Source organism: Martelella mediterranea, assembly GCF_004342225.1.
In the GTDB taxonomy this organism is placed as follows: Bacteria; Pseudomonadota; Alphaproteobacteria; order Rhizobiales; family Rhizobiaceae; genus Martelella; species Martelella mediterranea_B.
Map to the genome: position 1 here is coordinate 105,945 of NZ_SMAR01000002.1, position 12,876 is coordinate 118,820.

Genomic DNA, 12,876 nt, shown 5'->3' on the forward strand with positions numbered 1-12,876 from the left:
ACATGTTTTTTTTCAAAAAGCGTGTCACTTTTAACTGTTTATCAGACGCGGCTGGCATCCTATTGAGAGGGGGCATGCAGCGCATTTTGAAAAACGATCGCATACGCCCCGCAGCAGGCAGGTAAGTTTTATGGAAGACCCAACGGCTCTGGTTGATCGGCCCGGCAATCGATATGCACAGGCACGCTATATTTTTCTGGCTGCTCTGGCCGGTGTCCTGACCGGAACCATCGGTTCCTTCTTTCATCTTTTCATTGATCACCTGCTGCTTTGGCCAGAACAGCTTTCAAAAGTTGTCAAAGGACCACTTCTGGTCATCTCCGCCGCCCTGATAACCTGCGCCATAACGGTTGTTTCTGTATTCTTCGTCAAACGCTATGCGCCAGAGGCCGGAGGCAGTGGTGTGCAGGAGATCGAAGGTGCCATGCAGGGCCTCAGGCAGGTGCGGTGGAAACGTATTCTGCCCGTCAAATTCTTAACAGGCGTCGGCGCGTTGTCGTCCGGTCTCGTGCTGGGCCGTGAAGGCCCGACGATCCATATCGGCGCGTCCATCGCAGAAGCAACAACTGACTTCTTCAGGGTCAGTGATGTGGAGCGACGCGGTATGCTGGGTGCCGGCGCTGCTGCGGGTCTGGCTTGCGCCTTTAATGCGCCGCTGGCGGCGATCCTTTTCATCGTAGAAGAAACGCACAAGCAGTTTCCCTACACTTTCCGCACCTATATGGGCGTGATTGTCGCCGCTCTGCTTTCAACCGTGATGACAGAAGTGATCGGCGGCAAAGCGCCCGATTTTGCCATGTCCGTTGCAACGCCGGACCTGATATTGCTGCCTGCCTTCGTCGTGCTTGGCTGTGTGCTTGGTCTCATCGGCGTGATCCTCAATGCCGGGCTGATGCGCACCACTGCTGTTGCTGCCGAACTCCACAAGAAAGTGCCATACTTGTTTCCCGCCATCATCGGTTTGGCTGTCGGCGCTCTTTTCATCCTGATGCCCCTTTCCGTCACAGGCGGTGAGCACATCATCAACATCGTCGGCCACAATCCACCGGCACTCACCATGCTGCTGGTTTTGGCGTTCCTGCGCTACTTCACGATGGTCGGCAGCTATTCGGCCGGCACACCGGGCGGCATTTTCGCACCGATGCTGGCGCTGGCAATCTGCACCGGTCTTCTGTTCGGCTCAGCACTGGAGGCGGCTCTGCCGCAAGCCGGTCTTGTACCGCTTGCTTTCGGAATTGCAGCAATGGGCGGCCTGTTTTCAGCCTCGGTACGCGCACCCGTGGTCGGCGTCGCACTGACACTGGAGCTGACAGGCGCATACACAATGACCATGCCGCTGATTGCGACATGCCTGACTGCAAATGTTGTGGCTCAATGGCTTGGCGGAAACCCGATCTACGAGCAATTGCTGGAGCGCACTTTAAAACAGGCCGGGCTTACCCCCCGGTCAGATCAGAAAACACCGGAACATTCAGGGCTGGCATAGTGGCTTTAGCCAGACCAGGACACTTTCACGGTATTGCGACCGCTGGATTTCGCTTTGTAAAGCGCCTGATCGGCAAGGCTAAGCACCTGAGGATCGGACTCGTTGGCCCCGTAGACAGAAACCCCGACGCTGACAGTCATCCGATGCCATTCGCCGGTTGGCAACCTGACGCCTTGTTCATCGATAGCCTTTCGGACACGGTCTGCAGCTGAAAATGCAGATCCCGGCCCGATGTCAGGCAGGAGCATTGCAAATTCTTCCCCACCATAACGGAAGAGAATATCGTCCTGCCTTGCAACAGACTGAATGGTTTCTGCGATTTGCCTCAGCGCCTCATCACCGGCAATGTGACCATACTCATCGTTGAAGTCTTTGAAATGGTCGACATCCAGCATAAGCAGCGCAAAAACCTTTGTCTTTTCGTCAGCTTCCTGCTCACGCTCTGCCAGCAGTCGGTCGAATTCACGCCGGTTCAAAAGACCGGTCAGGCTGTCTGTTCGCGCAGCTTTGGCGAGGGCGTGCTCCTGCTGGATGATCTGCTTGGTCATCACATTGAAGGCATCGGCAACCGATGCCAGCTCAGGCGGCACCTGAACATCGATATCCCGATCACGATCACCGGCGGCGATGCGCAGAGCGCCGTCCACCAGCTTATCGGTACTGTTGATCAGCGCTCTGTCGATAATATAGATCCCGGCAGCGGCAAAAAGAACGGCGAGCGTTCCACCGATCGCCGCGATCATTTCGAGCCGAGCCAAAGCGTTTAACGCCGCAGCATGGCTTGCTTCAGTATCGATGCGCACTGTCTCCGAAATATCGCCCAAGCGTCTGGCGGTTTCGGCAATCACATCCTCGAAACGGTGCAGCGCCGGGTCGGCATCGGCCGGATTGCCTGCCTTTATCTGAGAGGCGGTTTCGAGCAGCTGCGACCACTGCTGCTGAACGCCGGTCAGAATCGGCTGAAAACGGTCATGATCCTCAACAGCGGCTGTTAGCTCTTTCAGTTGAACGGCCACTTCTCGCTCGGTAGCCTCAAACGCACGCCGATAGGCTTCATTGCCCTCTTCGGCGAAATCGTTGACCGCTGCCGAAATATCCCAAAGCTCATTATGAATGCGTTCCAAAGGAACAAGAATGCGATGTTGCGCGTTCACAACATCGCGAAACGGACGCGAGATCTGATTGTGAAAAGTGACATAACCGATCACCGCGACGATAGCGAGCGGCAAAAGGGCCGCGGCCATGCCGACACCCAGCCACACACGCAGCGATAAACTGCGAAACCACCGCATCAAAGCTGTCACATCACCTGACTGGTTCATCTGATCCGCTCTCATTTCTGCCCTTGGTGCATATGGCAACAAAGGCAAGTGTTTTCCGGGGACCGGAACAGTTTCGCTTTCCCCTACCGGAAGCGATCGGTCACAACAGATTTAAAGAGAAACGCGCCATTGCGCACAATTGTGCCCAATAACCAGCAAACGTTGACCATGTCCACGTCAAAACACGCGCATCAGAAAAAGCGGGCGCGCAAAGCGCGCAACCAAAACTGGTAGCAGAAAATCAAACTGGATTTTATCGGAGCAAAATGGCTGTTCCAGCAGCGTTTCAACCAGGCAGATGACTCTCAAGGAGTTTTTAGGAAAGAAGGCTGGTTTGCTGCCTTCTTTCCGCATCGATCAGTCCATCATTCAGCGTCGTCTGATGCGCTATCGTTCTGATTCATGTTGTCCATGTGCATTCGACCGGCAGCAATGCCTTTAACTTCAAAAGGCACAGTAATGCTTCCGGCCTTTTCAAAAGTCAGATCCACATCCACCGTCGAGCCTTCCTCAAGCGGGCCGGCAAGCTCCATAAACATGATATGCATACCACCCGGCTCAAGCGTCACCGTAGAATGCGCCGGGACAGGAACACCATCGGCCATCCGGTACATCTTCATGACATCGCCTTCCATGCGCATGTTGTGCAGCTGCATCATACCGGCGGCCTTCGAACTTGCTGCTATCAGCCTGTCATCGTCATCGGAATTGTTGGTAATCACCACAAACCCGCCGCCAACCGGTGCACCGGGCAAAGTTGCGCGGGCAAAAGCGCCGGTGATTTCCAGGCCGTCTGCCTTGACCGCATTTTCCGATGCCACGTCTTTCGCTTTCACCGAAGCCGCAAGGATCATCATCGGGGCGGTTTCAGTGCCACCATATTCCAGATTTCCGTGTTCAATGACCGTTCCGGCGGAAGCGGGAACAGTGAATGAAAGTGTTGCAAGGCTCAAGAAGCCGAGGCCTTTCGCGAATGCATTCATGGTGAATACTCCGTTCAATCATATCGTGATTTTCGTTGACTTTGGGCAAGCGCCCTCTTCGTGTGCAGGATCAAACGGAAACAGGTGGCGCACGCGAACGGTACTGACAATAAAAAACCGAATGGGGAACCGCATCATGCTGAAGCGTCATAAAAAACGCCACAAAGCCAGCATAAGCGGGTCCAGCCTTTTCAGGCGGCGGGGGAAGAAGCACAGTCTTCTGGCGACAGGCATGGCAGGTTCCATGATTGGATGGACCATCGCTCACCGCTCCGCCACTACACAAGTCAGGCGCGATTTCAGACAAAGCCAGAGTTGCCGTTCTTGCATCCGCCATAGCGGGAGAAAACGGCTGATGCAAAAACACCAGCGCGCACACTGCCACCATGGCCAGCGCAGCCGCCAGTTCTTTCAATATGGCTCTGATAGAATGTGCGGTCACGCAGCGCACCTCTGTGGCGTTCCTTAGCAGTACCTGTCTGCGGATTGCTATTCTTGACAAAGCACAAGCTTTTGCCAGAAAGCCGGTTTTCGCGCAAGCAACCTGCGGCACCAGAGGCCAGAGCGGGCTGTTATGCCGCAGCGCGACAAAAACAAGAACAGGCCCTTGCAAGCGCCCGAAGCTGGTGATAGCGTCCGGCTCATTCACAGGGGGGCTCCGTATTGCCGGGGCTGAGATTGAAGGTGGCAAACCTTCTGACCCTATAGCTGATCTGGGTAATGCCAGCGGAGCGAGGTCAAACATGTTTTCCGGTGCACAAGTCTCTCTCTATCCCATGACCGACGGTTTCGTCGATGTCATCCTTGATGCTGTCAGGGCGATGGATCCTTTCGCAGAAAAGCTCAGAATTGAGACGGATGATGTTTCAACACTGATGGTCGGCCCGCATGAGGCGCTTTTCGACGCGATGCACGCGCTTTTCGACAGCGCGGCGGCAACAGGCCACCATGCCGTGCTTCATGCCACAGTTTCCCGGGGCTGCCCCGGCGAGCCGGATGATCCGATCTGCGCCGGGCCGCTTGATGCCGGAACCTTCGGGCCGCTGGAGGAACGCCAGCAACAGGCAATGACAGAAGTCCGGCAGACGCCCGCTTCAGGCTTGCGTGCCGACGGGCAATTCTCACTTTATGTGCCCGGCGCCACGATCCACATGGACGAGGTTTATGGTTGCATCGACTTCCTGAAGCAGGCAGGCGTTTTCGCGAAATCGAAGAACTTCTGTACCAAGCTATCCGGTGACAGTTCGGCTGTTTTTGAAGCTTTGCATCAGGCATTCATTCGCTTTGGCTCACCCGCCGGACATGTCGCGCTCGACATTACGATTTCGGCCAACAGCCCCAGCCTCAAGAAGTAGTCCGCTCCGGAGAAAATCATGTCCATGCCTCTTCCGGGCGGACACCACTTCCTGTGGTGCCGCAAACTGTCCCGTGCGCTTCCGGCAACCATCGCTGTCATCGCTCTGCTGTTGATCTGGGAAACATATGCGCGCGTTTCCGGCATCCGCCCGACCACCTTGCCTGCCCCTTCGCGCATTGCAGACCAGGCCTGGATCAACCGTGAAGCCTTGATCAGCAACACCATTCCGACGATCAAAGCGACGCTGTTCGGCTTCGCACTCTCGCTGATGGCCGCCTTCGTTCTGTCGGTCGTGCTCGATTTCTCCAGGCTGATGCGTCAGGCGCTTGTGCCTCTTTTCATTATCAGCCAGACGCTACCGCTGGTCGCTATCGCTCCGCTGGTGGTTTTGTGGTTCGGCTTTGGGCTGATGCCAAAAATACTGCTGGTCGCACTGGTCACTTTTTTCCCCATGCTGGTCGCATGGCTGCGCGGCTACGGTGCCAGTGAGCAGGAAATCGAAGACCTGCTTTATTCCATGGGCGCCAGCCGCTTCGGTGTGTTTTTCCGCGCGCGCCTGCCTGCGGCACTTCCCTATTTCTTTGCCGGCTTCAGGATTTCAATCACCTATGCTGTCGTTGGTGCCATCTTTGCCGAATATGCAGGCGCAGCGCGTGGTCTCGGCATCTATATTCTGAATGCCAAGAATTCCTTCCGCCCCGATCTTGTTCTGGCCGCCGTCTTCATCTCGGCCGCCCTCACGCTCACACTGTTCGGGCTCACAGTCCTCATCGAGCGGCTGTTTGTTCGCTGGAGGCCCGTCAATGACTGATCCGCTGTTATCCATATCCGACGTTTCGAAGAACTTCGGTGACCTTCAGGTGCTGGACGGCCTGTCTCTGGATGTCGCACCGCAGAGTTTCGTCAGTGTTTTAGGCCCGTCGGGTGCCGGAAAATCGACCCTTTTCAAGATTTTGACCGGCGCCGACAGAGCGGTGAGCGGCACGATAAATTTCGGGGGCGTGCCGCTCACCTTTCCCAATACCCATTTTGCCTTCATGCCTCAGCGCGATGCGCTGATGCCGTGGCGCCGGTTGATCGACAATGTGACGCTGGGCCTTGAAGTGCAGGGCATGAAGCGGCGCGATGCGCGTAAACAGGTTGAGCCACTATTCGAGACCTTCGGGCTGAAAGGCTTTGAGCAGCACTATCCGCAGGCCCTTTCAGGTGGCATGCGCCAGCGCGCTGCACTGATGCGTACCGTCGTTCAGCAACGCGACATGCTGCTTCTCGACGAACCCTTCGGGGCTCTTGACGCCCTCACCCGCACATCAATGCAGCGTTTTCTGGAAGCCCGGTGGGAAAAGGAGCGCTGGACGGCGCTTCTGATCACCCATGATGTGCGTGAGGCTGTGTTCCTCTCCGACAGGATTTACGTGCTGTCCCCACGCCCGGCAAAGGTTCTCCGCACCTTTGACGTGCCTTTGCCGCGCCCGCGCAGTCTGGCGGATATGGCCAGCGCAGAAGCACGCGCCGTTGAAAGTGAAATTCTGAACACCCTCCTTGTCAACGAAAATGACGGAAAGGAACAGCCCTATGAAACGGTTTTCAAACGCCCTGACACAGGCCGCAATTCTGATGACAGTGATGACCTTGACCGGCGGCGCGCATGCTGCGGATAACGTCACCGTTGCGCTCGACTGGACGCCGAACACGAACCATATCGGTCTTTATGTCGCAAAGGCCGAAGGTTTTTACGACAAGGCCGGGCTGGATGTTGACATCCTTCCCTATTCCGACACGTCTTCCGGTACGCTGGTTTCGAACGGTATCGCCGGTTTCGGTATTGCCGGTCCAATCGCCGTCATCACCCAGCGGACAGCAGGCGCTGATATCAAAGCTGTCTATGCCATCGTCCAGCATGAGACCGGGCGGCTGGTTTTCAATGCTGACCGGGAAGACATTCAGTCGCCAAAAGATCTCGACGGCAAGGTTTTTGCAGGCTTCGGCGGCATCTGGAACAAAATCGTCCGCGACATGATCATCAATGACGGCGGCGACGGCGACTTTGAAACCGTAACGCTTGGCACATCGGCCTATGAAGCACTCGCCAACGGTCAGGTTGATTTCACACTCGATATCGCCACCTGGGAGGGCGTCAACGCCGCGCTGGAAGGACAGGAGCAGCGTTCTTTCACCTATTCGGACTATGGTGTTCCCGGCCAGCAGACAACGATGATTATCTCTTCTGATGCCTATCTCAATGACAATCCGGAAACGGCCAGAAGCTTTCTGGCAGCAACACTGGAAGGCTATCGCTGGGCCGCGGAAAACCCGGACAAAGCCGCCGATATTCTGATGGAGGCAAATCCATCGGTCCTCACCAACGCTGCACTGGTTCATGGCTCAATGGAGGCGCTCGTCGACGGCCGCTACCTGATCGCAGAAGACGGCACGATCGGCACAATCGACCCGAAACGGTTCAACGCGCTGGGCGCCTATCTGACAGAGGCAGGCGTGTTGCAGGATGAAAGCGGCGCCACGATCTCGGACGCACCGGATTTCACTCCGTATTTTTCCAATGACTACCTGCCGGAATAAGGACGCAAACCATGCATGGATCAGCCAAAATAGCAAACAGCGAAACACGCGCCTTTTCCGAAGAGGCATGGACGTTGATTGCCCCAGTCCGAAAAGCGATTGAAGACCTCCCTTTGCTGGAAGAGCTGGCCAACGGCTCCCTAAGCAAGGACGTCTTTCTGAATTATATTCAGCAGGACGCCCTTTATCTTAAAGAATATGCACGGGCTCTGGCCATCGTCGCTTCAAAAGCCCCGGACAGCGCCCAGATGATGCGCTTTCTGGAATCCTCGCAGCGCGCGCTTCAGGTGGAACATGGTCTTCATTCCGGTTTTCTTGAAAGCTTCGGCTTGTCTTTTCAGGATCTGGAAAGCGCAACCGCGTCGCCCAGCGGCTTTGCCTATGTTAATTTCATCATGGCAACGGTCCAGTCTTCATCTTATGCTATCGGCCTTTCGGCGATTTTGCCCTGCTTTTGGATTTACTACGATGTCGGTGAGCGCATGAAGGCAATGCCAAAGGTTGCGGGCAATCCATATCAGGCATGGATCGATACCTATGGCGATGAGAATTTTGCAGACGGTGCCCGGGCGGTGATTGCACTGACCGACGCGGCAGCCGCATCAGCTTCTCCCGCCGAACGGCAGAAAATGCTCGATGTCTTTAGGCGGGCATCCCAGTATGAGTGGATGTTCTGGCAGACAGCTTCGGAGCTTGAAAGCTGGCGGGTCTGAACGGACGGACGGCAAGCCAGCGCGACAACATCGCCCCAAACGCTGGCTTGCCGCCCCTGACATAAGAATGATTTTGCATAAATGACGGTCATGTTCTAACCCTCTTCATAGAGTCGGGTTACCGGAGATGTGAAAAGTCTCACTCGGGCTGAGGTTTGTCGTTAAAGAGGGCTGTTATGAAGATCGCCGTCGCAGGGGTCGGATATGTCGGATTATCCAACGCCGTATTGCTTGCCCAAAACCATCATGTCGTTGCCGTTGACCTGAATGCCGACCGCATTGCCACGGTCAATGCCGGAAAAAGTCCGATCGTCGACGCCGAGATCGAGGACTTTCTTGCCAACCGGGCTCTTGATCTGACAGCGACAACAGATTCCACCGTAGCCTTTGAAGGCGCAGACTTTGTGATCGTCGCGACGCCCACCAATTACAATACCGAGACCAACTATTTCGACACATCATCGGTCGAATCCGTGATCGCTGAGGTTCGCGGGGTCAATCCGGCAGCGACCATCGTGATCAAGTCAACCATCCCAGTTGGCTTCATCGAACGGGTCCGGCATGAGTTTGACACTGTCCGGATCCTGTTTTCACCGGAGTTCTTACGCGAAGGGCGCGCGCTCTACGATAACCTGCATCCTTCACGTATCATCGTTGGCGACCGGTCCGAACGTGCACAAACCTTTGCTGACCTTTTGATGGAAGGCGCCATCACCAAGGATGCGCCGGTGCTGTTCACCAACCCATCCGAGGCCGAGGCCATCAAGCTTTTCGCCAATACCTATCTTGCCATGCGCGTTGCCTATTTCAACGAACTGGACAGCTATGCCATGGCCCATGGCATGGATACACGCCAGATTATCGACGGCATCGGCCTCGACCCCAGAATTGGCAGCCATTACAACAATCCCTCCTTCGGCTACGGCGGATATTGCCTGCCCAAAGATACGCGCCAGCTTCTCGCCAATTACTCAGATGTTCCGCAAAACCTGATCCGCGCCATTGTTGACGCCAACACAACGCGCAAGGATTTCATCGCAGAGCAGATCATTGCAAAGCAGCCGGAAACCGTCGGCATTTATAGGCTTGTGATGAAATCCGGCTCTGACAATTTCCGCGATTCTTCCGTTCAGGGGATCATGAAACGGATCAAGGCCAAGGGCATCAGGGTCATCGTTTATGAACCCGTTCTGACAGAGCCTGAGTTCTTTCGATCACCGGTCATCAATGATCTGGAGACCTTCAAGAATGAAGCCGACATCATTGTCGCCAACCGGATTACCGACGACATTCGCGATGTCACAAACAAAATCTTCACGCGCGATCTGTTCGGCTCCGACTAGAGCATTTCGCAGTCAGATGGAAACATCTGACGTCCGCGAAAATGCGTCATAACAAAGAGATAGAGCGGTTGCGCGTTTCCATGAATGGCGGAAGCGCTCTAAGAAGAGGCCGTCAACGCTGTCAGCGAAAATCAAACGTTGAAAGTCCTGCGGCCTGCTCATCCAGCCCCAATGGCCGCGTGACAGGAGGTGCCGCGCGGGAAATGCAGCCGGGCCGCTCACAGAGACGACAAACCGGGCCAATTGGCACGGTTGAGGGTGCTGCGCCCATTGTCTTGCCATAAACTGTGCTTTCAGCAGCGGACCAGTCGAGCCCGAGCACAAGCGCGGTCTGGCGTGGCGGTTCATTGAGGATGGGCTCCGGCGCTTCAAGTGTGCGCGAGAGCAGAAGGAAAGCGCTGCCATCGGACAGTTCAGCCTTTTCCATCGCCAGCCGGCCGGGTCTGGAAAAAGTATCATAAACCCCGAGACGCGGGCACTCGCCTCGAAATCCGGCATGGGGAAAGCCCTCCGCTCCCAGACGGCGCAACAGGTTCCCGGCCCGATCCACCTCAAGCGCGAAAAACTTCAGACCGGAATTTTCGGGGCGCTGAAGTGAGACAAGCCTTATGGCGGCTTGCTCAAATGAGACCGAGAAACGCCCTGCAAGAGCCGCACAGTCATACTGAACACGCCTTGCTGCTTCGACAAAAGGCCCATAGGGCATGATCAGTGCCAGCGCCGCATAATGCGCAAGCTCGAAGCGCGCGAGCCGTCTCGCCTCGTCGCTGCTCAATGCAAGGTCATGAACGGCTTTATCAATCGGTTGCCAGAGTGCCAGCAAGGCGACCTCGACGGCGATCTCCCGCACACGGTCATAAGGCGAGAAACGGGCCGAGATGAAAAGGCGCATCGTATGCCGGTCGAACCGGCGGCCCAGATTGACGAGCGCGCCCGGTGGCAGAATTCTGACGGCAATACCATGCTTTTCCCTCAGCCAGGTTTTCAAGGCAGCACCCGCATCATCGCCCGGCGCCAGCTCTACATGAAGCGCTTCCGCCGCAGCATCAATTGCATCAAAGAAGAATGGCCGTCGCGAAAGACTGTCGCGCACCTCTTCATGCGGTAACCGCTTGCCGGAATGCCCGGTTTCCTTGCCCTCACTGGCGAGAAGCGCGGTGAGATCCGACAGCCTTTCCGCCTGCTCGCAATAGGCACGGTAAAGCCGGATCAGCCCAATGGCCGCATTGGGCGCAGCCTCGGCCACCTCCACAAGTTCCTGATCCCCCGGCAGCTCACCCGCCAGAAGCGGATCGGAAAAGACTGATTTCAACTGGCTGATCGTTCCACCGCTTTCGCCCTGAAGGGCCGCGACGTCGAAGTCATAAACGCTTGCCAGTTTGAGCAGGAGCTGCACCGTCAACGGCCGCTGATTGCGCTCGATCAGATTGAGATAGGATGGCGAAATTGAAAGGGCTTCGGCCATAGCTGTCTGCGTGAGGTCGCGCTCACGGCGAAGACGGCGCAGGCGTGGCCCGGCAAAGATCTTGTTTTGCGCCATTTTTTCCTCCCGTTGATGACAATTGAGTTTTTACAATATTCACAAATTTACAAATGCCAATAGTCAATTTCAAAACAAGACAACCCGAATTTCAAGCTGATATTTGCTAATTCTATGGAAAGACAACATTAAGATAAGTAAAAACTGTCACATATCATGTGTGTTTCAGACCGACTTCATTCTGAACACCATGAGATCTGATTTGAGAGGAGCAAAACAATGACAGATTTTTACACTTTGGTTGGTTCCGCCCCAAAAGGCCGCTTTGATGGTATTGAACGCAGCTATAGCGTCGATGATGTCATGCGACTGCGTGGCTCCATGCCGATCCGGTATACACTGGCAGAAGCGGGCGCAAACAGGCTCTGGCAACTCATCCATCAAGAGGATTTCGTCAACGCGCTGGGGGCATTGTCCGGCAATCAGGCAATGCAGATGGTGCGCGCGGGGCTGAAGGCCATTTATCTGTCCGGCTGGCAGGTTGCAGCCGATGCCAATACGGCCTCAGCCATGTATCCCGACCAGTCGCTTTATCCTGCCAATGCCGGGCCGGAACTTGCCAAACGCATCAACAAGACACTGCAACGGGCTGACCAGATCGAAACCTCCGAGGGAAAAGGCCTTTCCGTCGAAGACTGGTTTGCGCCGATCGTTGCCGATGCCGAGGCCGGTTTCGGAGGGCCGCTCAACGCTTTTGAGATCATGAAAGCCTATATTGAGGCGGGTGCCGCAGGTGTCCATTTCGAAGACCAACTGGCATCGGAGAAGAAATGCGGTCATCTGGGCGGCAAGGTTCTGATTCCGACAGCGGCCCATATCCGCAATCTGACGGCCGCCCGTCTGGCGGCCGATGTCATGGGCGTGCCATCGCTTGTGATTGCCCGCACAGATGCCGAGGCCGCCAAGCTCCTGACCTCGGATATTGATGAGCGCGACCGACCATTTGTCGATTATGATGCAGGCCGAACAGCAGAAGGCTTTTACCGGGTTCGAAATGGCCTGGAACCCTGCATTGCCCGTGCTATTGCCTATGCGCCCTATTGCGACCTCATCTGGTGCGAGACATCCAAACCCGATCTGGAGCAGGCGCGTAGATTTGCCGAAGGTGTTCGCAGGCATCACCCGGACAAGCTGTTGGCCTATAATTGCTCTCCATCCTTCAACTGGAGACAAAATCTGGATGAGGCGACGATCGCGAAATTCCAGCGCGAGCTGGGAGCGATGGGCTACAAGTTTCAGTTCATAACACTGGCCGGTTTCCATCAACTAAACCACGGCATGTTCGAGCTTGCCCGCGGCTATAAGGACCGGCAGATGGCGGCCTATTCCGAGCTCCAGCAGGCTGAATTTGCCGCAGAAGCCAACGGATACACCGCCACCAAGCACCAGCGCGAAGTCGGCACCGGCTATTTTGATGCTGTCTCCATGGCGATTACCGGCGGAACCGGCTCAACCACGGCCATGGGTGAATCCACCGAATCCGCGCAGTTCCAGGCTGCAGAATAAACCGAACCAGCAGCCGTTTCGAAGAGGAGCGGAGCGGCCCTGCATT

13 protein-coding genes and 1 riboswitch are annotated in these 12,876 nt (G+C 55.8%); of the genes, 8 read left to right on the plus strand and 5 right to left on the minus strand.

What is annotated here, in order from left to right; all coding sequences use genetic code 11:
• Window positions 1-130: 130 nt before the first annotated feature.
• Window positions 131-1,486, plus strand: coding sequence for a H(+)/Cl(-) exchange transporter ClcA (clcA, locus tag EDC90_RS02015; protein ID WP_132308020.1), 1,356 nt, complete (start codon window positions 131-133; stop codon window positions 1,484-1,486).
• Between the two features lie 5 nt (window positions 1,487-1,491).
• Here clcA and EDC90_RS02020 read toward each other — a convergent pair whose 3' ends face one another.
• From EDC90_RS02020 to EDC90_RS02030, 4 genes are all read right to left on the minus strand, one after another.
• On the minus strand, window positions 1,492-2,808 hold the full coding sequence (locus tag EDC90_RS02020; protein ID WP_165972706.1) for a GGDEF domain-containing protein: 1,317 nt from the start codon (window positions 2,806-2,808) through the stop codon (window positions 1,492-1,494).
• Between the two features lie 177 nt (window positions 2,809-2,985).
• On the minus strand, window positions 2,986-3,162 hold the full coding sequence (locus EDC90_RS20795; protein ID WP_165972707.1) for a hypothetical protein: 177 nt from the start codon (window positions 3,160-3,162) through the stop codon (window positions 2,986-2,988).
• 11 nt (window positions 3,163-3,173) lie between these two features.
• The gene (locus tag EDC90_RS02025; RefSeq protein ID WP_132308025.1) at window positions 3,174-3,791 is read right to left on the minus strand and encodes a copper chaperone PCu(A)C; all 618 of its coding nucleotides are present in this window, start codon (window positions 3,789-3,791) and stop codon (window positions 3,174-3,176) included.
• 70 nt (window positions 3,792-3,861) lie between these two features.
• Window positions 3,862-4,233, minus strand: coding sequence for a hypothetical protein (locus EDC90_RS02030; protein WP_132308027.1), 372 nt, complete (start codon window positions 4,231-4,233; stop codon window positions 3,862-3,864).
• 197 nt (window positions 4,234-4,430) lie between these two features.
• A riboswitch (TPP riboswitch) is annotated at window positions 4,431-4,544 on the plus strand.
• On the opposite strand from EDC90_RS02030, the gene EDC90_RS02035 reads away from it, so the two are divergent.
• From EDC90_RS02035 to EDC90_RS02060, 6 genes are all read left to right on the plus strand, one after another.
• Entirely contained in the window at window positions 4,535-5,146 is a 612-nt protein-coding gene (locus EDC90_RS02035) for a YkoF family thiamine/hydroxymethylpyrimidine-binding protein (protein WP_132308029.1), read from the plus strand. It overlaps the preceding riboswitch by 10 nt.
• Window positions 5,147-5,164: 18 nt before the next feature.
• The gene (locus EDC90_RS02040) at window positions 5,165-5,959 is read left to right on the plus strand and encodes an ABC transporter permease (protein ID WP_132308031.1); all 795 of its coding nucleotides are present in this window, start codon (window positions 5,165-5,167) and stop codon (window positions 5,957-5,959) included.
• Window positions 5,952-6,809 (plus strand): ABC transporter ATP-binding protein, encoded by an 858-nt coding sequence (locus EDC90_RS02045; protein WP_132308033.1) that lies wholly within the window; start codon window positions 5,952-5,954, stop codon window positions 6,807-6,809. The genes EDC90_RS02040 and EDC90_RS02045 overlap by 8 nt, the downstream gene beginning before the upstream one ends.
• Window positions 6,724-7,728, plus strand: coding sequence for an ABC transporter substrate-binding protein (locus EDC90_RS02050; protein WP_132308035.1), 1,005 nt, complete (start codon window positions 6,724-6,726; stop codon window positions 7,726-7,728). Before EDC90_RS02045 ends, EDC90_RS02050 begins: the two co-directional genes overlap by 86 nt.
• Before the next feature lie 11 nt (window positions 7,729-7,739).
• The gene (tenA, locus tag EDC90_RS02055) at window positions 7,740-8,441 is read left to right on the plus strand and encodes a thiaminase II (RefSeq protein WP_132308037.1); all 702 of its coding nucleotides are present in this window, start codon (window positions 7,740-7,742) and stop codon (window positions 8,439-8,441) included.
• Window positions 8,442-8,617: 176 nt separating this feature from the next.
• Window positions 8,618-9,784 carry a nucleotide sugar dehydrogenase gene (locus EDC90_RS02060; protein ID WP_132308039.1) on the plus strand — a complete coding sequence of 389 codons (1,167 nt, stop codon included), beginning with the start codon at window positions 8,618-8,620 and terminating at the stop codon, window positions 9,782-9,784.
• Window positions 9,785-9,905: 121 nt separating this feature from the next.
• Here the strand turns inward: EDC90_RS02060 and EDC90_RS02065 are convergent, their stop codons facing one another.
• Complete coding sequence (locus EDC90_RS02065) at window positions 9,906-11,324, minus strand: helix-turn-helix domain-containing protein (protein WP_132308041.1); 1,419 nt, start codon at window positions 11,322-11,324, stop codon at window positions 9,906-9,908.
• Between the two features lie 219 nt (window positions 11,325-11,543).
• On the opposite strand from EDC90_RS02065, the gene aceA reads away from it, so the two are divergent.
• Window positions 11,544-12,830 carry an isocitrate lyase gene (aceA, locus tag EDC90_RS02070; RefSeq protein ID WP_132308043.1) on the plus strand — a complete coding sequence of 429 codons (1,287 nt, stop codon included), beginning with the start codon at window positions 11,544-11,546 and terminating at the stop codon, window positions 12,828-12,830.
• Window positions 12,831-12,876: the final 46 nt, after the last annotated feature.

What these genes read in the sequence shown, in the direction of transcription:
- EDC90_RS02060 (WP_132308039.1), top strand. Translation starts at nt 8,618, where the DNA reads ATGAAGATCGCCGTCGCAGGGGTCGGATATGTCGGATTATCCAACGCC.
- tenA (WP_132308037.1), top strand. Translation starts at nt 7,740, where the DNA reads ATGCATGGATCAGCCAAAATAGCAAACAGCGAAACACGCGCCTTTTCC.
- EDC90_RS02040 (WP_132308031.1), top strand. Translation starts at nt 5,165, where the DNA reads ATGTCCATGCCTCTTCCGGGCGGACACCACTTCCTGTGGTGCCGCAAA.
- EDC90_RS02025 (WP_132308025.1), bottom strand. Translation starts at nt 3,791, where the DNA reads ATGAATGCATTCGCGAAAGGCCTCGGCTTCTTGAGCCTTGCAACACTT.
- clcA (WP_132308020.1), top strand. Translation starts at nt 131, where the DNA reads ATGGAAGACCCAACGGCTCTGGTTGATCGGCCCGGCAATCGATATGCA.
- aceA (WP_132308043.1), top strand. Translation starts at nt 11,544, where the DNA reads ATGACAGATTTTTACACTTTGGTTGGTTCCGCCCCAAAAGGCCGCTTT.
- EDC90_RS02020 (WP_165972706.1), bottom strand. Translation starts at nt 2,808, where the DNA reads ATGAACCAGTCAGGTGATGTGACAGCTTTGATGCGGTGGTTTCGCAGT.
- EDC90_RS02035 (WP_132308029.1), top strand. Translation starts at nt 4,535, where the DNA reads ATGTTTTCCGGTGCACAAGTCTCTCTCTATCCCATGACCGACGGTTTC.
- EDC90_RS02050 (WP_132308035.1), top strand. Translation starts at nt 6,724, where the DNA reads ATGAAACGGTTTTCAAACGCCCTGACACAGGCCGCAATTCTGATGACA.
- EDC90_RS02065 (WP_132308041.1), bottom strand. Translation starts at nt 11,324, where the DNA reads ATGGCGCAAAACAAGATCTTTGCCGGGCCACGCCTGCGCCGTCTTCGC.
- EDC90_RS20795 (WP_165972707.1), bottom strand. Translation starts at nt 3,162, where the DNA reads ATGCGGAAAGAAGGCAGCAAACCAGCCTTCTTTCCTAAAAACTCCTTG.
- EDC90_RS02045 (WP_132308033.1), top strand. Translation starts at nt 5,952, where the DNA reads ATGACTGATCCGCTGTTATCCATATCCGACGTTTCGAAGAACTTCGGT.